Origin of the sequence: Streptomyces sp. NBC_01471, from assembly GCF_041438865.1 — a bacterium.
Classification (GTDB): domain Bacteria; phylum Actinomycetota; class Actinomycetes; order Streptomycetales; family Streptomycetaceae; genus Streptomyces.
In genome coordinates this window covers 6,388,396-6,412,882 of record NZ_CP109450.1, presented here as the reverse complement: position 1 = coordinate 6,412,882, position 24,487 = coordinate 6,388,396, and the positions used below count along the sequence as shown (strand labels likewise).

27 protein-coding genes are annotated in these 24,487 nt (G+C 71.9%); 14 read left to right on the top strand and 13 right to left on the bottom strand.

Translation table 11 applies throughout. The annotated features are described in order from the left end of the window. Window positions 1-25 precede the first annotated feature (25 nt). Entirely contained in the window at window positions 26-1,294 is a 1,269-nt protein-coding gene (gene tyrS / locus OG285_RS28710) for a tyrosine--tRNA ligase (protein ID WP_371792625.1), read from the top strand. Between the two features lie 55 nt (window positions 1,295-1,349). On the opposite strand, the gene OG285_RS28705 is transcribed toward tyrS, so the two are convergent. Next, window positions 1,350-1,625, bottom strand: a complete 276-nt coding sequence (locus OG285_RS28705; RefSeq protein ID WP_371792624.1) for a GlsB/YeaQ/YmgE family stress response membrane protein — start codon at window positions 1,623-1,625, stop codon at window positions 1,350-1,352. Between the two features lie 212 nt (window positions 1,626-1,837). Here OG285_RS28705 and OG285_RS28700 point away from each other — a divergent pair, with 212 nt between their 5' ends. Beyond that, the gene (locus tag OG285_RS28700) at window positions 1,838-2,212 is read left to right on the top strand and encodes a DUF3099 domain-containing protein (RefSeq protein WP_356833650.1); all 375 of its coding nucleotides are present in this window, start codon (window positions 1,838-1,840) and stop codon (window positions 2,210-2,212) included. A gap of 227 nt (window positions 2,213-2,439) precedes the next feature. Further along, entirely contained in the window at window positions 2,440-2,763 is a 324-nt protein-coding gene (locus tag OG285_RS28695; protein ID WP_371792623.1) for a hypothetical protein, read from the top strand. 4 nt (window positions 2,764-2,767) lie between these two features. On the opposite strand, the gene moaA is transcribed toward OG285_RS28695, so the two are convergent. The 3 genes from moaA to OG285_RS28680 all read right to left on the bottom strand — a co-directional run bounded on the left by moaA (window position 2,768) and on the right by OG285_RS28680 (window position 5,906). Next, window positions 2,768-3,757 (bottom strand): GTP 3',8-cyclase MoaA, encoded by a 990-nt coding sequence (gene moaA / locus OG285_RS28690; protein ID WP_356833646.1) that lies wholly within the window; start codon window positions 3,755-3,757, stop codon window positions 2,768-2,770. Window positions 3,758-3,921: 164 nt separating this feature from the next. After that, on the bottom strand, window positions 3,922-5,544 hold the full coding sequence (locus OG285_RS28685; protein WP_371792622.1) for a cation acetate symporter: 1,623 nt from the start codon (window positions 5,542-5,544) through the stop codon (window positions 3,922-3,924). Beyond that, the gene (locus OG285_RS28680; RefSeq protein WP_356833642.1) at window positions 5,541-5,906 is read right to left on the bottom strand and encodes a DUF485 domain-containing protein; all 366 of its coding nucleotides are present in this window, start codon (window positions 5,904-5,906) and stop codon (window positions 5,541-5,543) included. The genes OG285_RS28685 and OG285_RS28680 overlap by 4 nt, the downstream gene beginning before the upstream one ends. Before the next feature lie 222 nt (window positions 5,907-6,128). On the opposite strand from OG285_RS28680, the gene OG285_RS28675 reads away from it, so the two are divergent. Further along, a complete protein-coding gene (locus tag OG285_RS28675; protein ID WP_371792621.1) occupies window positions 6,129-7,670 on the top strand; it encodes a S8 family serine peptidase in 1,542 nt (513 codons plus the stop codon). Between the two features lie 48 nt (window positions 7,671-7,718). On the opposite strand, the gene OG285_RS28670 is transcribed toward OG285_RS28675, so the two are convergent. The 4 genes from OG285_RS28670 to OG285_RS28655 form a co-directional block, all read right to left on the bottom strand. Continuing rightward, the gene (locus tag OG285_RS28670; protein WP_371792620.1) at window positions 7,719-8,759 is read right to left on the bottom strand and encodes a zinc-dependent alcohol dehydrogenase family protein; all 1,041 of its coding nucleotides are present in this window, start codon (window positions 8,757-8,759) and stop codon (window positions 7,719-7,721) included. Between the two features lie 18 nt (window positions 8,760-8,777). Beyond that, on the bottom strand, window positions 8,778-9,449 hold the full coding sequence (locus tag OG285_RS28665; protein ID WP_356833636.1) for a lysoplasmalogenase: 672 nt from the start codon (window positions 9,447-9,449) through the stop codon (window positions 8,778-8,780). Beyond that, window positions 9,446-10,378 carry a sterol desaturase family protein gene (locus OG285_RS28660; protein WP_371792619.1) on the bottom strand — a complete coding sequence of 311 codons (933 nt, stop codon included), beginning with the start codon at window positions 10,376-10,378 and terminating at the stop codon, window positions 9,446-9,448. Before OG285_RS28660 ends, OG285_RS28665 begins: the two co-directional genes overlap by 4 nt. Before the next feature lie 189 nt (window positions 10,379-10,567). Next, entirely contained in the window at window positions 10,568-11,278 is a 711-nt protein-coding gene (locus tag OG285_RS28655) for a VIT family protein (RefSeq protein WP_356833632.1), read from the bottom strand. Between the two features lie 338 nt (window positions 11,279-11,616). Between OG285_RS28655 and OG285_RS28650 the strand changes: the two genes are divergently transcribed. From OG285_RS28650 to OG285_RS28630, 5 genes are all read left to right on the top strand, one after another. Continuing rightward, a complete protein-coding gene (locus OG285_RS28650; protein WP_356833630.1) occupies window positions 11,617-12,600 on the top strand; it encodes a DEDDh family exonuclease in 984 nt (327 codons plus the stop codon). 64 nt (window positions 12,601-12,664) lie between these two features. Continuing rightward, entirely contained in the window at window positions 12,665-12,898 is a 234-nt protein-coding gene (locus OG285_RS28645) for a hypothetical protein (RefSeq protein WP_356833628.1), read from the top strand. 72 nt (window positions 12,899-12,970) lie between these two features. After that, window positions 12,971-13,759, top strand: a complete 789-nt coding sequence (locus OG285_RS28640; RefSeq protein ID WP_356833626.1) for an SURF1 family protein — start codon at window positions 12,971-12,973, stop codon at window positions 13,757-13,759. 30 nt (window positions 13,760-13,789) lie between these two features. Further along, window positions 13,790-15,589: a glycoside hydrolase family 15 protein gene (locus tag OG285_RS28635; protein ID WP_356833624.1), complete on the top strand. Its 1,800-nt coding sequence runs from the start codon at window positions 13,790-13,792 to the stop codon at window positions 15,587-15,589. A gap of 4 nt (window positions 15,590-15,593) precedes the next feature. After that, on the top strand, window positions 15,594-16,349 hold the full coding sequence (locus tag OG285_RS28630; RefSeq protein WP_371792618.1) for an SDR family oxidoreductase: 756 nt from the start codon (window positions 15,594-15,596) through the stop codon (window positions 16,347-16,349). A gap of 54 nt (window positions 16,350-16,403) precedes the next feature. On the opposite strand, the gene OG285_RS28625 is transcribed toward OG285_RS28630, so the two are convergent. After that, window positions 16,404-17,099 (bottom strand): hypothetical protein, encoded by a 696-nt coding sequence (locus tag OG285_RS28625; protein WP_371792617.1) that lies wholly within the window; start codon window positions 17,097-17,099, stop codon window positions 16,404-16,406. A 93-nt stretch (window positions 17,100-17,192) separates the two neighbouring features. On the opposite strand from OG285_RS28625, the gene OG285_RS28620 reads away from it, so the two are divergent. Genes OG285_RS28620 through amaP form a run of 5 tightly spaced genes read left to right on the top strand, consistent with a single transcriptional unit; the run spans window position 17,193 to window position 19,484 of the window. Beyond that, window positions 17,193-17,684, top strand: a complete 492-nt coding sequence (locus OG285_RS28620; protein ID WP_356833618.1) for an Asp23/Gls24 family envelope stress response protein — start codon at window positions 17,193-17,195, stop codon at window positions 17,682-17,684. 28 nt (window positions 17,685-17,712) lie between these two features. Beyond that, a complete protein-coding gene (locus OG285_RS28615) occupies window positions 17,713-17,904 on the top strand; it encodes a hypothetical protein (protein ID WP_266858302.1) in 192 nt (63 codons plus the stop codon). Then, a complete protein-coding gene (locus OG285_RS28610) occupies window positions 17,901-18,245 on the top strand; it encodes an Asp23/Gls24 family envelope stress response protein (protein WP_356833616.1) in 345 nt (114 codons plus the stop codon). The genes OG285_RS28615 and OG285_RS28610 overlap by 4 nt, the downstream gene beginning before the upstream one ends. Then, complete coding sequence (locus OG285_RS28605) at window positions 18,242-18,898, top strand: DUF6286 domain-containing protein (RefSeq protein WP_356833614.1); 657 nt, start codon at window positions 18,242-18,244, stop codon at window positions 18,896-18,898. The genes OG285_RS28610 and OG285_RS28605 overlap by 4 nt, the downstream gene beginning before the upstream one ends. 7 nt (window positions 18,899-18,905) lie before the next feature. Then, complete coding sequence (amaP, locus tag OG285_RS28600; RefSeq protein WP_356833612.1) at window positions 18,906-19,484, top strand: alkaline shock response membrane anchor protein AmaP; 579 nt, start codon at window positions 18,906-18,908, stop codon at window positions 19,482-19,484. Window positions 19,485-19,529: 45 nt separating this feature from the next. Here amaP and OG285_RS28595 read toward each other — a convergent pair whose 3' ends face one another. The 4 genes from OG285_RS28595 to OG285_RS28580 all read right to left on the bottom strand — a co-directional run bounded on the left by OG285_RS28595 (window position 19,530) and on the right by OG285_RS28580 (window position 24,395). Continuing rightward, window positions 19,530-20,321: an enoyl-CoA hydratase/isomerase family protein gene (locus tag OG285_RS28595; protein ID WP_371792616.1), complete on the bottom strand. Its 792-nt coding sequence runs from the start codon at window positions 20,319-20,321 to the stop codon at window positions 19,530-19,532. A 115-nt stretch (window positions 20,322-20,436) separates the two neighbouring features. Continuing rightward, window positions 20,437-20,658 (bottom strand): helix-turn-helix domain-containing protein, encoded by a 222-nt coding sequence (locus OG285_RS28590; RefSeq protein WP_006123601.1) that lies wholly within the window; start codon window positions 20,656-20,658, stop codon window positions 20,437-20,439. Between the two features lie 401 nt (window positions 20,659-21,059). Further along, window positions 21,060-22,658 (bottom strand): ABC-F family ATP-binding cassette domain-containing protein, encoded by a 1,599-nt coding sequence (locus OG285_RS28585; RefSeq protein ID WP_356833608.1) that lies wholly within the window; start codon window positions 22,656-22,658, stop codon window positions 21,060-21,062. Between the two features lie 369 nt (window positions 22,659-23,027). After that, a complete protein-coding gene (locus tag OG285_RS28580; protein WP_371792615.1) occupies window positions 23,028-24,395 on the bottom strand; it encodes a hypothetical protein in 1,368 nt (455 codons plus the stop codon). Window positions 24,396-24,487 lie beyond the last annotated feature (92 nt).

The window sequence follows — 24,487 nt, the reverse complement described above, 5'->3', positions numbered from 1 at the left end:
CCACACCGAAGGAGACGCGAGACCCGTGACGGACATCGTCGACGAGCTGAAGTGGCGGGGGCTCTTCGCCCTCTCCACTGACGAGGACGCATTGCGCAAGACGCTCGCGGACGGTCCCGTCACGTTCTATTGCGGCTTCGACCCGACGGCGGCGAGCCTGCACGTGGGCCACCTCGTGCAGGTCCTCACCGTCCGCAGGCTCCAGCAGGCCGGGCACCGGCCGCTGGCGCTGGTGGGCGGGGCCACCGGCCAGATCGGTGACCCGCGGCCGACTGCCGAGCGCACGCTGAACGACCCGGAGACCATCGCGAACTGGGTGGGCCGGCTGCGCTCCCAGATCGAGCCGTTCCTCTCCTTCGAGGGGGAGAACGCGGCGGTGATGGTCAACAACCTGGACTGGACCGCGGGCCTGTCCGCGATCGAGTTCCTGCGGGACATCGGCAAGCACTTCCGGGTGAACAAGATGCTCACGAAGGAGTCGGTCGCCCGCCGCCTGGAGTCCGAACAGGGCATCAGCTACACGGAGTTCAGCTACCAGCTCCTCCAGGGGATGGACTTCCTGGAGCTGTACCGGCGGTACGGCTGCACGCTCCAGCAGGGCGGCAGCGACCAGTGGGGCAACCTCACGGCGGGGATCGACCTGATCCACCGCCTGGAGCCGGACGCGTCCGTGCACGCGCTGGGCACCCCGCTGATGGTGAAGGCCGACGGCACCAAGTTCGGCAAGTCCGAGGGCGGCGCCGTCTGGCTCGACGCGGAGATGACCACGCCGTACGCGTTCTACCAGTTCTGGCTGAACGTGGACGACCGCGACGTCTCCACGTACAACCGCATCCTCAGCTTCAAGAGCCGCGCGGAGCTGGAGGAGCTGGAGCAGCTCACCGAGGAGCGGCCGCAGGCGCGGGCCGCCCAGCGCTCACTGGCCGAGGAGCTGACGGCTCTGGTGCACGGCGCGGACCAGTGTGCGGCGGTCGTCGCGGCCTCCAGGGCGCTGTTCGGCCAGGGCGAGCTGGCGGAGCTCGATGAGGCGACGCTGAGCGCCGCGCTGTCCGAGCTGCCGCACACCAAGGTCGACGGGCTCGTCCCGGTCGTGGAGCTGCTCGCCGGGACGGGTCTGGTGCCGAGCCGGTCGGCGGCCCGCCGGGCCGTCAAGGAGGGCGGGGCGTACGTGAACAACGTGAAGGTCACGGGCGAGGACGCGGTGCCCGCGGCCCAGGATCTGCTGCACGGCCGGTGGCTGGTGCTGCGCCGGGGCAAGAAGAACCTGGCGGCGGTCGAGGTCACGGGCGCGTAGCACAGGGGTGAGGGGCGGCCGGTACGAACCGGCCGCCCCTCACGCACGTGTGGTGTCAGGTGGCGTGTCTGTTTCCCCGGATCGAGGTCCAGAGCTTGTCACCCACGCCGACGATGATGACGGCGCCGATCAGCTGGAGCAGATGCCTGATCCAGTCGATGCCCCGGGTGTCGTTGACCCCGAGCCCGGTGGCCGCCCAGTTGCCCAGCACGCTGCCCAGGATGCCGAACACCACGGTCAGCCACAGCGGGATCTCCTGCTTCCCCGGGATGATCGCCTTGGCGATCAGACCGAGCACCAGCCCCACGATGATGGCCCACAACCAATTCACGTCGCCTCCTGATGCGGCTGCTGGATACGCATGGGCCCCAGTTTCGGCGCAACCTCCGTACGGCGCATGTCGGACAGCTCCATACGTGCCCCGGTGGCCCCGTTACGGGCGGTACGGGCGCGCCCCGCTCTTATCGGCGGCGGAACGTCGGCGTAACGTGGTGCCGTCCGGTCCGGGGAGAGTCCGGCGCACGAATCGGGTGGTGGAGCGTGATGCGGAAGCAGAGCGGCGACGAGGTCTTCCGGATCACGGGCGCCCGGACGGGGCTCGCGGAGGACGTACGCGGGCGGCAGCGCCGGTACATCATCTCGATGACGGTGCGCACCGTGGCGGTCATTCTGACCGCGGCTCTCTGGAACGTGGCGCGGCCGGTGGCGATCGGGACCCTGGTGCTGGGCGCCTTCCTTCCGTACGTGGCCGTGGTGATCGCGAACGCGGGCCGCGAGAACACTCCGGGGCTCCCCACGACGTTCGTTCCCGCGCCGTTCCGTCCACCGCTGGAACCGTCGTCCGTGGTTCCGGGAACGGAGCCGGCGGACGAGGAGCCCACCACGGAGCGTGAGCACCGGGCGGCGGGGCCGAGCTGAGGCGTGGCCGGATCCCCACGGGGTCAAAGCTCAAGAAAAGCTCAGATCAATCATGAAGTTCCGGTGCCGCAGCCCCATGGGCCCGTGACATACTTTGCAGGCGCTCCGCATCCCCCGTCGGAGCGACAGACCGACGCCGGGCAGCTCCCCCCGTGGCTGCTCGGCGTCGCCTTTTGTCCGGCACCTCGTCCGTCCGTAACGGCGATGCGTTGGCCTAGGGTTGAGGTGTGAACTCCCCTGATACGACCGGTTCCGCCCCGGTCCCGCCCGCCCCGGTCTGCTCGGCCAAGGGATGCCGGGCCGATGCCGTGTGGGTGCTGGCGTGGAACAACCCGAAACTGCACACCCCGGAGCGCCGGAAGACCTGGCTGGCCTGTGCGGAACACCGGGAACACCTGTCGCAGTTCCTGGGGGTGCGCGGCTTCCTCAAGGACGTGGTGACCCTGGCCGAGTGGGAGCGGGACGGCGCGGCACAGACCGGGACACCGACCGAGACACCGCGGTCCGGCGAAGCCCAGACCGGCGGGACGCAGTCCGGCGGGACGCGGTAGGCCGTCAGCCGCCGATCGCCGACATGGGCCGGTCGGGCTGGAGGAACGTCGGGTCGTCCAGACCGGATCCGGCCTTCTTGCCCCACATCGCCAGCTTCCAGCGCCGGGCGATCTCCTCGTCCGGCGCCCCGGAGCGGAGCGCGGCCCGCAGGTCGGATTCCTCACGGGCGAAGAGGCAGGTGCGCACCTGTCCGTCCGCGGTGAGCCGGGTGCGGTCGCAGGCCCCGCAGAACGGGCGGGTCACCGAGGCGATGACTCCGACCCGGTGCGGTCCGCCGTCGACCACCCAGCGCTCCGCGGGCGCCGAACCGCGCTCGTCGGTGCCCTCCTCGGTCAGCGTGAAGCGGGTGCGCAGCGACTGGAGGATGTCACCCGCCGTGATCATGCCGTCGCGCTTCCAGCCGTGCTGGGCGTCGAGCGGCATCTGCTCGATGAAGCGCAGCTCGTACGCGTGCTCCACGGCCCAGGCCAGCAGGTCGGGGGCCTCGTCGTCGTTGAGCCCCGGCATCAGCACGGTGTTGACCTTGACCGGGGTGAGTCCGGCGGCGCTGGCCGCGGCCATGCCCTCCAGCACGTCGTGGTGCCGGTCCCTGCGGGTGAGGGTCTTGAAGACGTCCGGGCGCAGGGTGTCCAGCGAGACGTTGACCCGGTCGAGGCCGGCGGCCGCCAGGGCCTGGGCGGTGCGCTTGAGGCCGATGCCGTTGGTGGTGAGGGACATCCGGGGGCGTGGCTCCAGGGCCGCGACGCGCTCGACGATGCCGACCAGACCGGGGCGCAGCAGCGGCTCACCGCCGGTGAAGCGGACCTCGGTGATGCCGAGACCGGTCACGGCGATGTGGATCAGCCGGACGATTTCGTCGTCCGTGAGCAGATCGGGCTTGGCGAGCCACTGCAGCCCCTCTTCCGGCATGCAGTACGTACACCGCAGATTGCAGCGGTCGGTGAGTGACACTCGAAGGTCAGTGGCCACTCGGCCAAAGGTGTCGATAAGCACGGTGGGCCCCCTCCCCGATAAAGGAAATGCGTACGCCGTCGAGCCTACGCGACACCTGTGACAGTGACAGGGGCCGATTACCACGAGGCAGGCAGGGGCCCGGTCGTATGGATCTACGACCGGGCCCCCGGCCCGTCACCTCGTCCTGCCCGCGCCGGCCGCCGTCAGTGCGCCCCGAACCCGGTGAGGGACCTGACCTCCAGCTCGGCGTACTTGCCCTTGTCCGGTTCCTCCTTGGAGAGCAGGGAGCCCAGCCAGCCGAGCAGGAATCCCAGGGGGATCGAGATGAGGCCCGGGTTCTCCAGCGGGAACCAGGCGAAGTCGACGCCCTTGAACATCGAGGTGGGCTTCCCCGAGACGACCGGCGAGAAGAGCACGAGCACCACGGAGGAGACGAGCCCCCCGTAGATGGACCAGAGGGCGCCCATGGTGGTGAACCTCTTCCAGAAGAGGCTGTAGAGCAGGGTCGGCAGATTGGCGGAGGCGGCGACCGCGAAGGCGAGGGCCACAAGACCCGCGACGTTCAGATCACGGGCGAAGGCGCCCAGCACGATGGCGACGGCGCCGATGGCCACGGTCGCCCAGCGGGCCGCGCGCATCTCCTCCTTCTCGGTGGCCTTCCCCTTACGGATGACGTTGGCGTAGATGTCGTGCGCGAACGACGACGAGGAGGCCAGGGTCAGCCCGGCGACCACCGCGAGGATGGTGGCGAAGGCGACCGCCGAGATCACCGCGAGCAGGACCGACCCTCCGGTGGAGCCCGCGCCACCGCCGATCTCCAGGGCCGCGAGCGGGGCCGCCGTGTTGCCCGCCGGGTTGGACGCGATGATGTCGGCGGGCTTGAGCAGGGCCGCGGCGCCGAATCCGAGCACGATCGTCATCAGGTAGAAGGCGCCGATGATGCCGATGGCCCAGTTCACCGACTTGCGGGCGGCCTTGGCGGTCGGCACGGTGTAGAAGCGGATCAGGATGTGCGGCAGGCCCGCGGTGCCGAGCACCAGGGCGATGCCGAGCGAGATGAAGTCCAGCTTGGAGGTCCCCGTAGCGCCGTACTTGAGGCCGGGTTCCAGGAACGCCTTCCCCTTGCCGCTGTTCGACGCGGCCGAGCCCAGCAGGTCGGAGACGTTGAAGTGGAATTTCAGCAGGATCAGGAACGTGATGAGGATGGTTCCGGCGATCAGCAGGACGGCCTTGACCATCTGCACCCAGGTGGTGCCCTTCATCCCGCCGATCGTGACGTACACGATCATCAGGACGCCGACCAGCGCGACGATGGCGATCTTCCCGGCGTCGCTGGTGATGCCGAGCAGCAGCGAGACCAGGACGCCCGCGCCCGCCATCTGGGCCAGCAGGTAGAAGATCGAGACGACGATGGTGGAGGCACCGGCGGCGGTGCGGACGGGGCGCTGGCGCATCCGGTAGGCGAGGACGTCGCCCATCGTGTAGCGGCCGGAATTGCGCAGCGGCTCGGCGACGAGCAGCAGGGCGACCAGCCAGGCGACCAGGAAGCCGATCGAGTAGAGGAAGCCGTCGTAACCGAAGAGGGCGATGGCGCCCGCGATGCCGAGGAACGACGCGGCCGACATGTAGTCGCCGGAGACCGCGAGTCCGTTCTGCAGTGCGGAGAACTGCCGGCCGCCCGCGTAGAAGTCGGCGGCGCTCCTGGTCTGGCGTCCGGCCCAGACGGTGATGACGAGCGTGGCCACGACGAAGACCGCGAAGAGCGTGATGATCAGGGGCCGGTGCTGGGTGGTCGCCGTTGCGGCGAGCTGGACTGCGGGGCTCATGAGCGCTCCTCCATACGGGACTTGATCGCGGCGCCCTTCGGATCGAGCCGGGTCGCGGCATGCCGCGAGTAGAACCACGCGATGAGGAACGTGGTGAGGAACTGGCCGAGGCCGAGGACCAGGGCCACGTTGATGTTGCCGAAGAGCCTGGTGCCCATGAAGCCGCCCGCGTAGCTGGACAGCAGGACGTACAGCAGGTACCAGGCGACGAAGCCGACGGTCAGCGGAAAGGCGAAGGAGCGGTGGGAGCGGCGCAGTTCGCCGAACTCCGCGCTCTGCTGCACCTCGGTGAACAACTCGGTCGTGGGCAGGCCGGGGCGGGCACCCGTGCCGCCCGGGGGCTGGAGTTCATCGGTGGCCACGGAATCTCCTCGCGACGTGCGTACGGCGGGCTGGACTGCCGGAGGGCCTCCTTTACGGGGCCTCCGACAAGGGCACGGCGCGCGGGGCGGAGTGGTTCAACGTCCGGCCGTTCCTGCCGGATCGATTGACAGGCGCGGACGGCGGACCCCAGCCTCACTGGTCAGATAGCGCCCAACTGCGGCCCGCAGTCGGGTGGTTGATACGGATGATGTGGAGAACCCATGGCTCATCTGAGATCCGGGCGGTGGCGCGCGCTCGCGCTGCCCGCCGGTCTGGCACTCGTCGCCTCGCTCGGCCTCCTGCCGGGCACGGCAACAGCCGAGCAGGGCGCCGGCGGCCCCGCGTACTCATCGGCTCCCGGGGCGGGTCCCGGCCTGTCCTACGTCGTGAACACCGGGACCGACGACCGCACCCTGGCCTCGGTGAAGCGGGCCGTCTCCCGGGCGGGCGGTTCGGTGGTCATGGCGTACGACAAGGTGGGCGTGATCGTCGCGCACGCGTCGAACCCGGACTTCGCGGCGACCCTCCGCAGGACCAGGGGGGTCGTTTCGGCCGGGGCCACCCGCACCGCACCGCTGCCCGCAGCGTCCACGACGGACACCGTCACACCGCTGCGGCTCACGGCGCGGCGGCGGAAGGCGCTGGCCGCGGAGGCCGCGCCGGGCGCGGATCCGATGGAGCCGCTCCAGTGGGACATGAGGGCCATCAAGGCGGACAAGGCCCACGCGAGGACGCCCGGCAGCCGTGACGTCACGGTCGCGGTGATCGACACGGGGGTCGACGACACCCACCCGGACATCGCCCCCAACTTCGACCGCGGGGGTTCGGCGAACTGCACGACGGGCAGGCCCGACACCACGGAGGGCGCCTGGCGGCCGACCGCCGACGAGAGCCCGCACGGTACGCATGTGGCGGGCGAGATCGCGGGAGCGAGGAACGGCGTCGGCATCACGGGCGTCGCGCCCGGTGTGAAGGTGTCGGGCATCAAGGTCGGCACGGCCTCCGGGTTCTTCTACACGGAAGGCATCGTCTGCGCCTTCATGTGGGCCGCCGACCACGGCGCCGATGTGACCAACAACAGCTATTTCACCGACCCGTGGTACTTCAACTGCACGGCCGACCCGGACCAGAAGGCCCTGGTCGAGGCGGTCACCCGCGCCTCGCGGTACGCGGAACGCAAGGGCACGGTCAACGTCGCCGCCGCGGCCAACGAGAACTTCGACCTCGCCTCGCACGCGGTCACCGACCCGCTGAGCCCGGACGACGGCACTGCGGTGTCCCGCACCGTGGACCCGTCCACGTGCCTCGATATTCCCGCCCAGTTGCCGGGCGTCGTCACGGTGTCCGCGACGGGCGCCAAGACCCTCAAGGCCTCCTACTCCAACTACGGTCTCGGGGTCATCGACATCACGGCGCCGGGCGGCGACTCGGCCGCCTACCAGCCGCCCGAACCGCCGGCGACCAGCAGCGCGGTCCTCGGCCCGGTGCCGGGCGGCGGCTACGCGTACATGGCCGGTACGTCCATGGCGGCTCCGCATGTCGCCGGGGTCGTGGCCCTGATCGAGTCCCGGCATCCGCACGCCTCGCCGGCGCTGGTCAAGTCACTGCTGTACGCGGGGGCCGACCGGCTCGCCTGCCCGGAGCCGTATCCCATCGACGGTGACGGCGACGGCAAGGCGGACGCCGTCTGCAAGGGCGGCCGGGAGCACAACAGCTTCTACGGGGCGGGCCTGGCCGACGCCCTGCACGCGGTCACCCGGTAGCCCCGGCCCGCCAGGGCCACCGGGATGCCAGGGGCCACCGGGACGGGCCTACTTCACCAGCACCTTGAGGGCGGTGCGCTCGTCCATCGCCCGGTAGCCGTCCGGCACCTCGTCCAGGCCGACGGTCCGGTCGAAGACCGGCGACGGGTCGATGGTGCCGTCCAGGACGTCGGCGAGCAGTTCGGGGATGTAGGTGCGGACCGGGGCGACACCGCCGCGCAGGGCGATGTTGCGGTTGAACATGTCGCTCAGGTCCAGCCCCGTGCCGCTGCCGTGCGGGACCCCGACGTAGCCGATGGCCCCGCCGTCCCGGGTGACGGCGACGGCGGTGGCCATCGACTGCTCGGTGCCGACTGCCTCGATCACGGCGTGCGCGCCCTGGCCGCCGGTCAGCTCGCGCACCGCGGCGACGGCCTCGTCGCCGCGGACCGCGACGATGTCGGTGGCGCCGAAGGTGCGGGCGATGTCGGTGCGTATCCGGTGGCGGCCGAGGGCGATGATGCGCTCGGCGCCGAGCCGCCTGGCGGCCAGGACGCCGCAGAGCCCGACCGCGCCGTCACCGACGACGGCGACGGTGCTGCCGGGACGCACCCCCGCGCCGAGGGCGGCGTGGTGGCCGGTGCCCATGACGTCGGAGAGCGCGAGCAGCGCGGTGAGCAGACGGTCGTCGGACGCGGCGGCGGCCGGAAGCTTGACCAGCGTGCCGTCGGCGAAGGGCACCCTGACGGCTTCGCCCTGGCCGCCGTCGGAGCCGACCGAACCCCAGAAGCCGCCCTGCGGGCAGGAGGTGGTCAGACCCTCGGCGCAGTACTCGCACGTGCCGTCGGACCAGACGAACGGCGCGACCACGAGGTCACCGGCGGCGAAGCCCCGCACGCCGGAGCCCGCCTCCTCGACGATGCCGAGGAACTCGTGGCCGATGCGCTGCCCGGGGACGCGTGCGGCCACCCCCCGGTAGGCCCAGAGATCACTGCCGCAGATGCAGGCGCGCAGGACGCGGACGACGACGTCGGTGGGCTGCTGGACCGCGGGGTCCGGCACCTCTTCCACCCGGACGTCGTGAGGGGCGTGGATGACGGTGGCACGCATGGAACAGATCCTTGCTGATCAGACAGATGTACGAGTGTCACCGTACGTGGGAGACGCGGCGCCCTCGTACCGGATCACCCCGGCGGCCAGCAGGGACTGGGCTGTCAGATAGGTCACCATCACCCAGAACCCGGCCAGAGGCGGCTGCGGCAGGTCCGCGATGCCCGTGGCGATCAGCGTGTCGGAGACCAGGAAGAGCGCCCCGCCGAGCCCGGCCACCGGGCCACGACCGCTCGCCCGGTACGCCATGGCGGTGAGCAGCAGCGAGTAGCCCGCCACCGGGATCCGCAGCCCGCCGGGGAGGGCGGGAAGCAGCACGGCGGCCGTGGCGGCCAGGGCGACCGCGTACCCCGCCCCGAGGTACGGGTTCGTCCGGCCGCGGCCGAAGAGCACCAGGTAGCAGACGTGCCCGGCGGCGAACAGCGCCATCCCGGCGAGGAAGGCCGGGTCCGCGCCGATCAGCAGCAGGGTGTCGCCGCCCCAGCCGAGGAGCAGTGCCGCGACCAGCAGCCCGGGCGCGCCCCGGGCGTACACCAGGGCCGCGAGGAGCGGCATCAGCAGCGGCTTGGCGACGATGTGGAGGAGCTGGGCGGTGTGTCCGTGCGCGAGGAGGGCGGAGAGGTCGGTGAGGGCGGCGAGCGCGTAGGCGAGGAGCAGCAGCCGCGCGACCCGCTCCCGCTCCGGCGTCACGCGATGCGCTCGGACGGGGTCTCAAGGACGGCGGCGGAGGCTGTGGAAGGGACGGCAGGGGCGGCAGGTGTCACCGGGTCCAGGACGGCCCCGGCGACCGGTGCCGGCTGCCAGCCCGGTCCGCCGAAGACCCGTCCCGCCCGCTCGCGCCAGCTCGCCGCGGCCCGTACGTCCCGGGCGATGGCCGCGTACTCGTGGGTCGCGACCCGCAGCGGGTTGTAGGTCCCGATGTTCTTGGTCAGCCCGAAGACGGGCTGCACGGTCTCCGGCGTGAAGGACCCGAACAGCCGGTCCCAGACGATCAGGATCCCGCCGAAGTTGCGGTCCAGGTAGCCGCCCTGGGACGCGTGGTGCACCCGGTGGTGCGAGGGCGTGTTGAGCACGTACTCGAAGGGGCGCGGCAGCTTCCCGACGCGCTCGGTGTGCACCCAGAACTGGTAGACGAGGTTGGCGGACGAGCAGAAGGCGAGCGCGGCGGGATGCACGCCGAGGGCGATCAGCGGGACGTAGAACGGCCAGACGGTCAGCGACGTCCAGGGCTGGCGCAGCGCGGTCGTGAGGTTGAACTTGCGGCTGGAGTGGTGCACGACGTGGCAGGCCCACAGGATGCGGACGATGTGGTGGCCGCGGTGGGACCAGTAGTAGAAGAAGTCCTGGCCGAGCAGCATCAGCGGGACGGTCCACCACAGGACGGGGATGCGCAGCGGGGTGAGTTCGTACACCGCGGTGTAGATCGCGACGATCGGGATCTTCCACAGGAAGTCGAAGACCAGGCTGCCCAGGCCCATTCCGATACTGGTGACGGCATCTCTGGTCTCGTACCCCTCGGAGTCCTCGTCCGGATGGAACCGGTAGCTCGCCATCTCCACGACGGTGAGCAGGACGAAGGCCGGTATGGACCACAGCACGACATCGGGCAGGTTCGGCATGCCAGCACGGTACGGCCGCCGGATCGGCCCCGGCTAGATGTTGTTACCGACAAGTATGCGAGACATTCTGTCAGCGAGTTTTGGTGGGTTCCGCCAATCGGCCCCTCCGCACGGGTTGTTGACCGCCCCTGAGCAGCCGTGCGCCTGTGCGCCCACAGCAACTGGGGATCCCCGGGCGGCCTCGGCGGCTCAGACCCCCGCCGCACCCAGCAGCGCCCCGGCCGCGTAGGTCACCGCCATGGCCAGCGCGCCGCCGGCCATGTTCCGCACCACGGCGGGGCGTACGGGTGCGGCGCCGGACCGGGCGCTCCACCAGCCCGCCAGGGCGAGCGCCGCCAGGACCGAGAGCACCGTGATGTACAGCCGGACCGAGGCCGGTGGCAGCACGATGGCCAGCAGGGGCAGCAGCGCCCCGGCCGTGAAGGCGGCGAAGCTGGCGCCCGCCGCGTGCCAGGGGCTCGTGAGGTCGTCGGGGTCGATACCCAGCTCGACCTCGGCATGGGCGCGCAGGGCGTCGCGCTCGGTGAGCTGTTCGGCGGCCTCGCGGGCCAGTTCGGCCGAGAGCCCCTTGCCCTTGAGCAGCCGGGTCAGCTCGTCGAGTTCGGCGTCCGGGGTCTCGCGCAGCTCGCGCTTCTCCAGGGCGAGCGCGGCCTTCTCGGAGTCGCGCTGGGTGGATACCGAGACGTACTCCCCCGCCGCCATCGACATCGATCCGGCGAGCAGGCCGGAGAGACCGGCGGTGAACAGCGCGGTACGTGAGTCGGTGGCACCCGCGACACCGACGACGATGCCCGCGGTCGACACCACACCGTCGTTGGCGCCGAGCACCGCGGCCCGGAGCCAGTTGAGGCGCGCGCCGAGACCGCTGTGGTGCGGTTCGTCGTGGGAGGAGTCCGTCATCGGCCCAGAGTCTCATCCGGGGAGCCGCACACCGTACCGGCCTCGCCCGTGGCACCCCCATGAGCCGCCCGCCGGCCGGGGACCGGCGGCGACGGGACGAGCGGGACACCCGGGCGGGACGGGCCGGAGACCCGGAGGAGCGGGGCGGAGGAGCCGGACAGCACGGGAGCGGCGGTACGGGACGGACCGCGCGGTCCGGAGCCGACGCCCCGTCACATCGCTTGCACCACAGCGGAAGCCGTGCGGTGCCGCCCCGGACGCGAGGGCCGGTCACCGGGGGCGGCCGAGCGGGCCGGCCCCCGGGATTGCCGGGTTGTCGGTAGGGGCCCGTATTCTCTGTGACCATGCTCGACGACCGCCAGACAGCAGCGACAGCGTGGCCGGCCGCGTACCCGCAGGGGTACGCGGTCGTCGACGTGGAGACCACCGGCCTCGCACGCGACGACCGGATAATCTCCGCTGCCGTCTACCGGCTGGACGCCCGGGGCGAGGTCGAGGACCACTGGTACACGCTGGTCAATCCGGAGCGGGATCCCGGGCCCGTCTGGATCCACGGTCTGACCAGCGATGTCCTGGAGGGCGCCCCGCTCTTCCCGGAGATCGCGGCGGAGTTCGCCGAACGGCTCGACGGACGCGTGCTGGTGGCGCACAACGCGATCTTCGACTGGCAGATGATCGCCAGGGAGTACGCCCGCGCACAGCGCACCGCCCCGGTCCGTCAGCGGCTGTGCACCATCGCGCTCTCCAAGGAGCTCGCGCTGCCGCTGCCCAACCACAAGCTGGAGTCGCTCGCCGCGCACTTCGGCGTCGTACAGGAGCACGCCCACCACGCGCTCGACGACGCCCGGGTGCTGGCCGAGGCGTTCCGCCCGAGTCTGCACGCGGCGGCCAGGGACGGGGTGCGGCTGCCGCTCCTCGAGTGCCGGCCGCTCACCGAGTGGTCGGACGCCCCGGCCGCGCCGCGCGTCGGCTACCAGGCCTCGTACCGGCAGAGCGGCTGGCGCCCGGCCAGGAAGCGGCCTGCCTGCCCCTACCCCAATCCGGGGCGGTACGAGCCGGGGAAGCCGCTGGTGCAGGGGATGCGGGTGGCGTTCTCCGGTGACACCTCGGTCGACCGCGAGCTGCTGGAGGACCGGGCCGCCGAGGCCGGGCTGCATGTGGCGACGAGCCTCTCCCGGCTGACCAGCCTGCTCGTCACCAACGACCCGGACTCGGCCACCTCCAAGACGGTCAAGGCCAGGTCCTTCGGCACCCCCGTCATCGACGAGGCCGCCTTCACGCAGCTGCTGCGCGACGTCGCCCCGGCCCCGGCAGACGGGTGATTGGCGGGCGACTCGCCCGGCGCCCGCTCGCTCCTCGCCGCCCTCGCGTCCCACCCTGTGGCGCATGGCACGTTGCGAGGTATGCGGAAACGACTACGGCATGTCCTTCGAGGTGCACGCGCAGGGCGCGGTGCACGTCTTCGACTGCTTCTCCTGCGCCATCCACCGCATGGCGCCCATCTGCGAGCACTGCCGTGTCCGGGTGATCGGGCAGGGCGTGGAGGTCGACGGTGAGTGGTACTGCGGCGGACACTGCGCCCGCGCGGAGGGGAAGGAGGGCATCGTCGACAAGGTGTGACTCTGCCCGGTTCTGTCCCTCCGGCGGGACCCCCCGTCCGGAGGGCTCCCCGGGGCGGGTACCTTCAGAGACGTGTACCGCTTCCTGTTGACACGGCAGTGGGTGATTCTCGCCCTTGTCTCACTCGTCCTGATGCCGACGATGATCAAGCTGGGCTTCTGGCAACTGCACCGCCACCAGCACAAGGTCGCGCAGAACACCCTCATCGGCGAGAACCTCAAGTCGAAACCCGTACCGGTCGGAGACCTCACCTCCCCCGGGCACACCGTGCCGTACGACCAGTACTGGCGCCAGGTGACGGCGACCGGCCACTACGACACCGCGCACGAGGTCGTCGTCCGGCGCAGAACCTCGGCCGACGGCACCGTCGGGTACCACGTCCTGTCCCCCTTCGTCCTGGACGACGGCAGGACCGTACTGATCAACCGCGGCTGGATCCCGGACAACGGCAGCCAGACGACGCTGCCCAGGATCCCGGCCGCCCCCCGGGGCGAGGTGACGGTGACCGGTCGGCTGATGGCCGATCAGACCACCGGGGACAGCGGGATCAAGGACGTACGGGGGCTGCCGCCCCGCCAGGTGATGCTGATCAACAGCACGGAGCAGGCGAAGGCGCTGGGCAGGAAGGTGCTCGGCGGCTACATCGAGCAGACCGCGCCCGAGCCCAAGGGCGACACGCCCCAGCTGATCCCCGCTCCCGACCACTCGGACATCGGCCCGCACATGGCGTACGCCGTCCAGTGGTGGCTCTTCACCGCCGGGGTCCCCATCGGATTCGTCGTCCTCGCCCGCCGCGAGAAGCGCGAACGCGCCGCGGCCGCGTCGGAGAGCACACCCGAACCGGTGCCCGCGGCTGCTTAGCCCGACGCCCTCCCGGGAAGACGGCACTCCGTGACCCAACGTATCGAGGACTACGCCCTCATCGGCGATCTGCAGACCGCGGCCCTGGTCGGCAGGGACGGCTCCATCGACTGGCTGTGCCTGCCCCGCTTCGACTCGGCGGCGTGCTTCGCCTCGCTGCTCGGCGACGACGAGAACGGCCACTGGCGCATCGCACCGGCCGGAGCAGGCAACTGCACCAGGCGGAGCTACCGGGGCGAGTCGCTCGTCCTGGAGTCGGTCTGGGAGACGGCGACCGGCACGGTCAAGGTCACCGACTTCATGCCGCAGCGTGACACCGCCCCGGACATCGTGCGGATCGTGGAGGGCGTCACCGGCCAGGTGGAGATGGCGGGCACCATCCGCCTGCGCTTCGACTACGGCTCGGTCGTCCCCTGGATGCGCCGCTCGGACGGCCACCGGGTCGCGGTGGCCGGCCCGGACTCGGTGTGGCTGCGCAGCGAGCCCGAGGTGAAGACCTGGGGCCAGCACTTCTCCACCTGCTCGTCGTTCACGGTCGCCGCGGGCGAGAAAGTCGCTTTCGTGCTCACCTGGCACCCCTCGCAGGAACCGCGCCCTCCCCTCGTGGACCCGCACGAGTCGCTGGACCACGCGCTGGAGGACTGGCACGAGTGGTCGGCGCGCTGCCGGTACCAGGGCCCGTACCGCGAGGCCGTGATCCGCTCGCTGATCACGCTGAAGGCGCTCACCTTCGGCCCGACCGGCGGCATCGTCGCGGCCCCGACCACCTCGCTCCCGGAGGAGATCGGGGGCGTCCGCAACTGGGACTACCGGTTCTGCTGGCTGCGCGACTCGACGCTCACCCTCGGCGCGCTGCTGTCCTGCGGCTATCTGGACGAGGCCGGGGCGTGGCGCGACTGGCTGCTGCGCGCGGTCGCGGGCAGCCCCGGTGACCTGCAGATCATGTACGGGCTCGCGGGCGAGCGGCGGCTGCCCGAGACGGAGCTGGGATGGCTGCGCGGCCACGAGGGCTCCGCCCCGGTACGTACCGGGAACGGAGCCGTCAACCAGCTGCAGCTCGATGTGTACGGCGAGGTCATCGACTCGCTCTACCTGGCCCGCACCTCGGGTCTTGCCAACGAGCCGCACGCCTGGAGCCTCCAGCTGGCGCTGCTCGGCTTCCTGGAGTCGCGCTGGCGCGAGCCGGACGAGGGGCTGTGGGAAGTACGCGGGCCGCGCCGCCACTTCGTGCACTCCAAGGTGATGGCCTGGGTGGCCGCCGACCGCGCCGTCCGCACCCTGGAGGCCGAGCCGAAGCTGCGCGGGGACGTGGAGCGGTGGCGGCGGATGCGCGACGAGGTGCACCGCGAGGTGTGCGAGAAGGGCTTCGACAAGGAGCGCAACACCTTCACCCAGTCGTACGGCTCCACCGAGCTGGACGCGGCGACGCTGCTCATCCCCCAGGTCGGCTTCCTGCCGCCGGACGACCCCCGGGTGGCCGGGACGGTCGACGCGGTACGCCGGGAGCTGTGCCACCACGGCCTGGTGCGCCGCTACAGCGTGGAGGGGCCGTCGGTGGACGGCCTGCCGGGCGGCGAGGGGACGTTCCTGGTCTGCTCGTTCTGGCTGGCCGACGCGCTGCGCCTGACCGGACGGGTCAAGGAGGCCGAGGCGCTCTTCGAGAAGCTGCTGGCGCTCCGCAACGACGTCGGGCTGCTGGCCGAGGAGTACGACCCGGAGGCCGGGCGCCAGCTCGGCAACTTCCCGCAGGCGTTCAGCCACGTCGGCCTGGTGAACACCGCTCTCGCACTGGCCCGGGCGCTGGGGGCGCCCGAGGAGGATGCAGGATAGAGCCATGGATCTTGGACTGAAGGACCGCGTCTACGTCGTCACCGGGGCCACCAGGGGGCTGGGGTTCGCCTCCGCACGCGAACTGGCGGCCGACGGCGCGAAAGTGATCATCACCGGGCGTGAGGAGGAGACGGCGCGAGCCGCGGCGGCCGAGCTCGGTCCCGGTGTGATCGGGGTGGCGGCGGACAACAGCGACCCGGCGACCGCCGGGCGGCTGGTCGCCACCGCGCGCGAGCACTTCGGCCGCTTCGACGGCATCCTCATCAGCGTCGGCGGCCCCGCACCCGGCTCCGCCGCCGACAACACCGACGAGCAGTGGCGGACGGCCTTCGAGGCCGTCTTCCTGGGCGCGGTGCGGCTCGCCCGCACGGCTGCGGCCGAGCTGTCCGACGGAGGCGTCATCGGCCTGGTGCTCTCCGGCTCGGTCCATGAGCCCATCGGGGGCCTGACGATCTCCAACGGGCTCCGCCCCGGCCTGGCCGGTTTCGCCAAGTCGCTCGCCGACGAGGTGGGTCCGCGCGGGATCCGGGTGGTCGGGCTGCTGCCCGGCCGCATCGACACGGACCGGGTCCGGCACCTGGACACGCTCGGCGGTGACCCGGAGGCGGCGCGCGCGAGGAGCGAGGCCGGGATTCCGCTGCGGCGCTACGGGCGGCCCGAGGAGTTCGGCAGGACCGCCGCGTTCGTACTGTCGCCGGGGGCCTCGTACCTCACCGGGGTCATGGTGCCGGTCGACGGCGGCTCCCGGCGCGGATTCTGACCGCGGCGCCCGGCCCGGCCGGTGAGCCCGGCGGGCCGGGTCAGAAGGGCCGGGTCAGGGCAGTTCGACCGCCGTGACCAGCGCGGCCACCGGCAGGTCCGCACCGGCCGCGGCGGCCACCGCCGACCGCACCGCCCCCGCCACATCCAGGGCCCGCTGCCCGGAGGCCACCGCGAACTCCACCCGGACGTGGCCGTCGGTGCGGTGTACGGCTGCCCCCAGCACACCGGTCAGGTGGGCGACGCCGGGAACGGCGGCCGCCGCCTCCGCCTCGGGGCCCCGTACGGCGGCGGCTCCCCTGTCCGGCCCAACCACCGCCGACGGATTCGGCTGAGCCTCCAGCAGCCCCGTCACCCGTACGTCCACCTCGGCCACTTCGAGCCCCAGCGCACCGGAGCAGGCTCCGAACAGCGCGTCCCGCAGCCGCTCCACGGCCAGCGGGAGCGGCTCTCCCCCGGCCACCGCCTCGGCCTCCGCCTCGACCCGGAGCGGCCCTGGGGGCAGGGCGCTCGGCGGGGCCGGAACCGTCGCACGGGCGGCCGCGGCGGTCCCGACCGGAGCGATCCTCAGCTTCCCGAGCGCGGTCCCCGGCACCCCGCCACCGGCGTGCCGCAGCACCGCGACGGCCGCCTCCTCCGTGATCCAGGCACCGTCCCGCGCACCGCCGAGCGGCAGCAGCCTGCCGAGGGCGAGCCTGCTGCGGACGGCCTGCGCCAACCCGTCGTGCCCACACGATCCGTCACCCGTCATACCCCCACCCTGCCGCATTCCCGGCGCGGAACCGCGAAAGCACACCTACCGTGGGCACAGAATCCGCTACCGCTCGGAGAGGGACGTACGGCGATGAGTGAGACCCCGCAGCAGAACCAGTCCGACACCTCTGGCAAGGGCCCGGCGGGCCAGGGCCCGGGAAGGCCCGACGTGACCAAGCGCGGGGGCGGTGCCCCCGGTTCCCGCGGCCGGACCACCATCGCGGACGGTGTGGTCGAGAAGATCGCCGGTCTCGCGGCGCGCGACGTGGTGGGCGTGCACGCGATGGGCAGCGGTATCTCCCGTACCTTCGGTGCGGTGCGCGACCGGGTGCCCGGCGGCACCAAGTCCGTGTCGCGCGGGGTGAAGGCCGAGGTCGGTGAGGTCCAGACGGCTCTCGATCTGGAGATCGTCGTCGATTACGGCGTGTCGATCGCGGAGGTCGCCCGCGAGGTGCGGGAGAACGTCATCTCGGCGGTCGAGCGCATGACGGGACTTGAGGTCGTCGAGGTCAATATCGCGGTCAGCGATGTGAAGCTGCCCGACGAGGACGACGACGAGGAGCAGGAGTCCCGACTTCAGTAACCCCGTACCTTCGGCTTAGGAGCGCACGATGAGTATGGCTGTGGTCGGCCTGTTGGTCGGTATGGCACTTGGCTTCGCCGGCTACTTCGGCGGCTTCGGAGCCTTTCTTCTGGTGGCCGCGCTGGGCGCCATCGGCTTCGTCGCGGGCAAGTTCGCCGACGGCGACCTCGAAGCCGGCGACTTCTTCCGCGGCCGCGACCACGGCGACGGGCGGCGATGACCGCTCAGGTGGCGCCCGCGGAACGCGGTTCGACCCGGATCGCCGACCGGGTCGTGTCGAAGATCGCGGCGCAGGCGGCGCGTGAGGCGATCGGCTCGGTGCCCGACGGCGGCACCGCTCCGCACGCCACGGTCACGGTGCAGGACTCCCGCGCGCGGGTGCGGGTCAGCCTGGAGCTCGGCTATCCGTCCGACATCGGCGCCCAGTGCGGTGCGGTCCGCCGCCGGGTGACCCAGCGGGTCGAATCGCTGGCGGGCATGGAGGTGCCCGAGGTGGCGGTACAGGTGGAGCGGCTGCACTCCGAGCAGACCACCGGCTCCGGCGGGGGGAGGACCCGATGAGCGAAGCGGACGACAGCACCCGTCGGCTCCCCGTCCTGGAGAAGGACCCGGCCGGGCCCAGCGGTCCTGGCTCCGCCACGGCGTACGCACCGGTGCCCGGTTCGGGTGGCCGGGCGAGGCGTTTCTGGGCACGGCGCAGGACACCGGCGGCGCTGCTCGCACTCGTGGTGCTCGCCGCGGCGGGCGTACTGCTGTACGACGTGTCGGCGGTCCGGGCCGGGCGGCCCGCGATGCACTGGCGTCGTGTGGTCGCCGACGATCTGGCGACACGCCCCCTCGACAGCATCTGGATCAAGGTCTGCGCCGGGGTCGTGATGGCCATCGGCCTCTGGCTGCTCATCCTGGCGCTCACCCCGGGGCTGCGCTCGCTGCTGCCGATGCGGCGCGACAGCCCGCAGGTCAGGGCAGGCCTGGAACGGGACGCGGCGGCGCTGGTGCTGCGGGACCGGGCCATGGAGGTGTCCGGCGTGCAGTCCGTGCGGATCCGGATGAAGCGCTCCAGGGTCAAGGTGCGCGCGCGCTCGCATTTCCGCGAACTCGACGACGTACGGGCCGACTTGAACAACGCGATGGCGACGGGGATCACCGGTCTGGGGCTCGCGTCGCGCCCCCGGCTCTCCGTACGCGTCAGCCGTCCGGCCAAGAAGGGGTGACGCCGCGATGCTGAAGACGGTCAACCGGGTGCTGCTCACCCTCGCCGGGCTGGTACTGCTCGCCCTGGGCGGGGCGGTGCTGGCGGCGGGGCTCCATCTCTCCGTTCCGTCGTGGTGGCCCTGGAGCGGGCCGCACGACGTCCTGCTCAGCACGGCGCGCCGCACCAAGTGGCGCGGCGACGGCTGGTGGTGGCCGGTGGTCATCGCTGCGCTCGCGGTCATCGTGCTGCTCGCGCTGTGGTGGCTGCTCGCCCAGCTGCGCCGCTCGCGTCTCTCCGAAGTGCTGGTCGACAGCGGCGACGGTGACGGCGCGCGGCTCAGGGGCCGGGCGCTGGAGAACGCGCTGGCGTCCGAGGCCGAGTCGCTGCACGGCGTCGGCCGCGCGGTGGTCCGGCTGACCGGCCGGCGCACCTCTCCCGCGGCCCGGGTCGGCATGGCCCTCGCGGCGCACGCGGAGCCGGTGTCGGCGCTCTCGGACCTCACCACCGGGGCCCTGGCCCACGCCCGCGAGTCGGCCGGGCTGGCCGAGTTCCCCGCCGAGGTCCAGCTGCGCGCGGTGAAGCACCGCGCACGCCGGGTGTCGTGAGGAAGAGGTCCTGCGAGGGGGAGGGCCCGGGAGCGCCCGCGGCGGTCAGTCGGACAGGCCCGCCAGGTCACGCAGCCTGCGGGCCTGTCCGGCGCGCTCGGCCGTGCGCTGCTCCTCGTAGGTGCGGTCCGCGGCTCCGAGCAGCAGTGCCTTGGTCTCGATGACGGCGTCGCGGGGGGCGGCGAGCAGCGCGGCCGCCAGGTCGGTGACCGTTCCGTCGAGCTCGTCGGCGGGGACGGCCAGATTCGCCAGGCCCGTACGGACGGCTTCGTCGGCGTGCACGAACCGGCCGGTGGCGCAGATCTCCAGCGCACGGGCGTAACCGACGAGCCCCACCAGCGGATGCGTGCCGGTGAGGTCGGGGACGAGCCCGAGGCTGGTCTCGCGCATGGCGAACTGCACGTCCTCGGCGACGACCCGCAGGTCACAGGCGAGAGCGAGCTGGAAACCGGCGCCGATCGCATGGCCCTGTACGGCGGCGATCGTGATCAGGTCGGTGCGGCGCCACCAGGTGAACGCCTCCTGGTACTCGGCGATGGCCGCGTCGAGCGTGGCGTCATCACCGCGCGCCAGATCGAGGAAGGACGGCTCACCGTCGAAACCCTCAGGCGTGAACGCCTGCCGGTCCAGGCCCGCGGAGAAGGACTTGCCCTCACCGCGCAGCACCACGACGCGGACACTGCCCGGCAGTGACCGTCCCGCTTCTGTCAACGCCCGCCACAGAGCGGGAGACTGGGCGTTGCGCTTCGCGGGGTTGGCCAGCGTCACCGTGGCAACCGCGTCCTCGACGGTCAGCCGTACGCCGTCCTTGTCGAGCACGTAGTCGAGCGAGGTCATGGGGTCTCCGGTTCGGTGCAGACAGTTAAGTGACTGCACAGTAACCACCCTGCCGGCCTGTCGGCCGACCGGGTGGCCACCGTGGCGAACCGGTGAATCCCGGGCCTCGGCCCTGTCAGGCCGAGGCCGCCTTCTTGCCTCGCGTTGCTCCGCCGCGCCCTCGCAGCGTCACACCGGACTCACTGAGCATCCGGTGGACGAATCCGTAGGAGCGACCGGTCTCTTCGGCCAGTGCCCGGATGCTCGCACCGGAGTCGTATTTCTTCTTCAGGTCTGCCGCGAGCTTGTCACGCGCGGCGCCGGTAACCCGGCTGCCCTTCTTCAGAGTCTCGGCCACCCGTGCCTCCTCAAGGAAGTGCGCTCTGGACTCTCATGATCACCCCTACCGGCCTTCCTGGCCACCCATTCGGCAAGGTCTGTGCGACGGGGATTTCTGTGTCCCGGCTCACTGGGCGGACCGGAGCGTGGCATTCCGGCACCCGCGGGACGCACAGCGGACCGCCGCTGAGCGCGAAGGCGCTGGTCAGCGACGGTCCGGAGGAAGGAGCACGGTACGGGCCCGCGCGGCGCCCGCCGGGCGGGGAGCAGGCGCGGGACACGCCGTGGTATGAGAGCGGCTCACCCAGATGAAGGATCACCTGTAAGCCGAATGATCCATCCGAAGTGGATCAGGCGACGGACCAGCGAGCGGATCAGGCCACGGGAGCAGCCGGGCCGACCGGGCGCCGGCCCGGCGGATCAGGCCAGTGCCACCAGATCCGCGTAGTCCGGACCCCACAGGTCCTCGACGCCGTCGGGCAGCAGGATGATGCGCTCCGGCTCCAGCGCGTGCACCGCGCCCTCGTCGTGGGTGACGAGGATGACCGCGCCCTTGTAGGTGCGGAGCGCGCCGAGGATCTCCTCGCGGCTGGCCGGGTCGAGGTTGTTGGTGGGCTCGTCGAGCAGGAGCACATTGGCCGACGAGACGACGAGGGTGGCCAGCGCCAGCCGGGTCTTCTCACCACCGGAGAGGACCCCGGCCGGCTTGTCGACGTCGTCGCCCGAGAAGAGGAACGAGCCGAGCGTCTTGCGGACCTGGACCAGGTCCAGATCGGGCGCGGCGGAGCGCATGTTCTCCAGGACCGAGCGGTCGGGGTCCAGCGTCTCGTGCTCCTGGGCGTAGTAGCCCATCTTCAGCCCGTGGCCCTCGATGACCTCGCCGGTGTCGGGCTTCTCGGCACCGGCCAGCAGCTTCAGCAGCGTGGTCTTGCCCGCGCCGTTGAGGCCGAGGATGACGACGCGGGAGCCCTTGTCGACCGCGAGGTCGACATCGGTGAAGATCTCCAGCGAGCCGTACGACTTGGACAGGCCCTCCGCCATCAGCGGGGTCCTGCCGCACGGCGCCGGGTCGGGGAAGCGCAGCTTGGCGACCTTGTCGGAGACCCGCACGGCTTCGAGGCCGGCGAGCAGCCGGTCCGCGCGCTTGGCCATGTTCTGCGCGGCGACGGTCTTGGTCGCCTTGGCGCGCATCTTGTCGGCCTGCGAGTTGAGGGACGCGGCCTTCTTCTCGGCGTTCTGGCGCTCGCGCTTGCGGCGCTTCTCGTCGGCCTCGCGCTGCTGCTGGTAGAGCTTCCAGCCCATGTTGTAGACATCGATCTGGGTGCGGTTGGCGTCCAGATAGAAGACCTTGTTGACCACCGTCTCGACCAGCTCGACGTCGTGGGAGATCACGATGAAGCCGCCGCGGTAGTTCTTCAGGTAGTCGCGCAGCCAGACGATGGAGTCGGCGTCGAGGTGGTTGGTGGGCTCGTCGAGGAGCAGGGTGTCGGCGTCCGAGAAGAGGATCCTGGCCAGCTCGACCCGGCGGCGCTGACCGCCGGAGAGGGTGTGCAGCGGCTGGCCGAGCACCCGGTCGGGCAGTCCGAGCGCGGCGGCGATGGTGGCCGCCTCGGCCTCGGCCGCGTATCCGCCCTTGGTGAGGAACTCGGTCTCCAGGCGCTCGTACTTCTTCATCGCCTTCTCGCGGGTCGCGCCCTGGCCGTGCGCCATGCGCTCCTCGTTCTCCCGCATCTTGCGCAGCACGGAGTCGAGGTCACGGGCGGAGAGGATGCGGTCGCTGGCGAGGACGTCGAGGTCGCCGGTGCGCGGGTCCTGCGGGAGGTAGCCGACCTCGCCGGAGCGGGTGATGGTGCCCCCGGCGGGGACGCCCTCACCCGCGAGGCACTTGGTGAGCGTGGTCTTGCCCGCGCCGTTGCGGCCGACGAGGCCGATGCGGTCGCCCTTGGCGATACGGAAGGAGGCGGACTCGATGAGGATGCGGGCGCCGGCGCGCAGCTCGATGCCGGAAGCGGTGATCACGGAAAAACTCCAGGGCGGTATGGACGGCGGAAGGGCAGGCGGAGGGTTGCTTCGACGCCGGCTAATGCACAAGGAGAAATGCCATGCGGCCCAGTCTAACGGTGCCGCGCGGACACTCTGCCGGTGCCCGGTGCCAGACCGGGAACGAGCGACGCACAAGAAGGAAAAATCGGAAAGTTCGAACACCGGCGCCCACCACCGGAGGGCCGCGGAGCACGGGGCGGGGGTCCTGCTGCCGCCGACCGACCAGGACTACGGCACCCGGGACTGCATGGCGTGTGACGCCGAGGGCGACGTCTGGAGCTTCGGCACCTGTGCGCCGGGAGGCCCGGTCCCAGCCGTCCCGGCGCACCTCGATGCCCGTACCGCTCAGACTCCCCCGGTGTGCACCTGGAACGCGGCCCGGCGCACCGCCTTGGCCAGGGCGGGATCGGGGTGGGCGGCCGCCAGCGCCACCAGCACCTGCACGGTGCGCGGGTGCCCCACCGCCCGTACCTCTTCGAGCAGGGCCGGAACCGTGCCCTGCACCGCCGATTCCAGATGGCGGACCAGCAGGGTGCTCTCCCCGTGGTCGGCGACGGCGGCGGCGGTGTCCACCCAGAGCCAGGTCGCCTCTTCACGGGTGAGCGCGTCGTGGGCGTCCTCGGGGTCGGCGCCCTCGTACTCCGCCAGCCAGAGCACCGCGTACGGGCGGAGCGAGGTCTCACCGGCCGCGCCCCGTACCGCCGCTTCCGCGGCGGCTCCCACCACCCGCAGCGCCTCGAAGGCGAGACCGCGCAGCAGCGCGTCCTCACCGCGGGCCACCCCGAGCAGCTCGGTGACGGCGCTGCCCACGGTGCGGGCGGCCAGCCAGGCGCGGTACTCGGCCCGCGCCGGGCCGGGTGTCAGCCCCGCGCAGCCGCGCAGCATGTCGTCGGCGCGCTGCTCGATGTTGCCCGCCGGGCTCTGCGCCGCGACGCAGATCTGCTCCAGCTTGACCCAGACCGCCCAGTTGCCGAGCGGCGTCAGCGTCGCCTGGCCGGGTGCCAGCGTCAGGGCGCCGACGGCCGCCAGGCCCCGCAGCGCCCAGTCGAGCAGCGCGGCGAGCGAGGCCGGCGCCGTGGGGGGCTCGGGCTGCGACTGCGGGCCGTACGGGACCTCGCAGCGCTCCTCGTGCAGTTCGGCGACGCGCTGCTGGAGCAGGTCGAGCAGCGCCGGTACGGTCACGGGCCCCGCCGAGAGCTGGAGCAGCGAGAGCACCTGCGGTACGGCCTCGACGACCTCGGCCACCGCGGTGGCCGGTACGTCGGCGGCGGCCGGGTGGACGATCGACCAGGCGTCGAAGAGGGCGACCCAGCCGCGCAGCACCGCGCTGTCGTCACCGTCCCAGGCCCGCAGCCGCCACCCGGGGCGGGCGATGTCCCCGTGCAGTTCGACGAGTCCGGCGAGCCGGGCGCGGTCCCAGCCCGCACGGACCGCCTCCGGGGTCAACGCGAGGGTGCGTGCGGCGTGTTCGGCGGCGGGGGCGGCGAGCGCCCCGCCCTGTACCGGCCGGGCGTCCCCCGCCCAGCGGGCGATCCGGACGGCGTCGGCGAGCACCGTCCTGGCCTGGCGGGCCAGCTCCGCCGGGGCCGGGGTGCCGGCGGGCGGGCGCGGGGCGGGGCGGATGGGCCGGTTGCTCACGACACGGCGGGCCGTGACCAGAGGTCGGGGGCGGACGAGGCGGAGTCTGGAGTCGCGCGGGTTACGGGACGTCACGGGGAGCAGTCTTGCCTCTGACGGGCCGAAAGCCCAAACGGAACCCCTCGCTACAGGTTGACGCAGGGCGCACGGAAGCGGGCCGGCGGGCC

Excerpts from the sequence above, each read along its gene's own strand:
- OG285_RS28625 (WP_371792617.1), bottom strand. The coding sequence starts at position 17,099 with ATGACGGGTGACGGATCGTGTGGGCACGACGGGTTGGCGCAGGCCGTC.
- OG285_RS28655 (WP_356833632.1), bottom strand. The coding sequence starts at position 11,278 with ATGACGGACTCCTCCCACGACGAACCGCACCACAGCGGTCTCGGCGCG.
- OG285_RS28605 (WP_356833614.1), top strand. The coding sequence starts at position 18,242 with ATGAGCGAAGCGGACGACAGCACCCGTCGGCTCCCCGTCCTGGAGAAG.
- OG285_RS28670 (WP_371792620.1), bottom strand. The coding sequence starts at position 8,759 with ATGCGTGCCACCGTCATCCACGCCCCTCACGACGTCCGGGTGGAAGAG.
- OG285_RS28645 (WP_356833628.1), top strand. The coding sequence starts at position 12,665 with ATGGCACGTTGCGAGGTATGCGGAAACGACTACGGCATGTCCTTCGAG.
- OG285_RS28700 (WP_356833650.1), top strand. The coding sequence starts at position 1,838 with ATGCGGAAGCAGAGCGGCGACGAGGTCTTCCGGATCACGGGCGCCCGG.
- OG285_RS28630 (WP_371792618.1), top strand. The coding sequence starts at position 15,594 with ATGGATCTTGGACTGAAGGACCGCGTCTACGTCGTCACCGGGGCCACC.
- OG285_RS28620 (WP_356833618.1), top strand. The coding sequence starts at position 17,193 with ATGAGTGAGACCCCGCAGCAGAACCAGTCCGACACCTCTGGCAAGGGC.
- OG285_RS28675 (WP_371792621.1), top strand. The coding sequence starts at position 6,129 with ATGGCTCATCTGAGATCCGGGCGGTGGCGCGCGCTCGCGCTGCCCGCC.
- OG285_RS28685 (WP_371792622.1), bottom strand. The coding sequence starts at position 5,544 with ATGAGCCCCGCAGTCCAGCTCGCCGCAACGGCGACCACCCAGCACCGG.
- amaP (WP_356833612.1), top strand. The coding sequence starts at position 18,906 with ATGCTGAAGACGGTCAACCGGGTGCTGCTCACCCTCGCCGGGCTGGTA.
- OG285_RS28615 (WP_266858302.1), top strand. The coding sequence starts at position 17,713 with ATGAGTATGGCTGTGGTCGGCCTGTTGGTCGGTATGGCACTTGGCTTC.
- OG285_RS28660 (WP_371792619.1), bottom strand. The coding sequence starts at position 10,378 with ATGCCGAACCTGCCCGATGTCGTGCTGTGGTCCATACCGGCCTTCGTC.
- OG285_RS28595 (WP_371792616.1), bottom strand. The coding sequence starts at position 20,321 with ATGACCTCGCTCGACTACGTGCTCGACAAGGACGGCGTACGGCTGACC.
- OG285_RS28610 (WP_356833616.1), top strand. The coding sequence starts at position 17,901 with ATGACCGCTCAGGTGGCGCCCGCGGAACGCGGTTCGACCCGGATCGCC.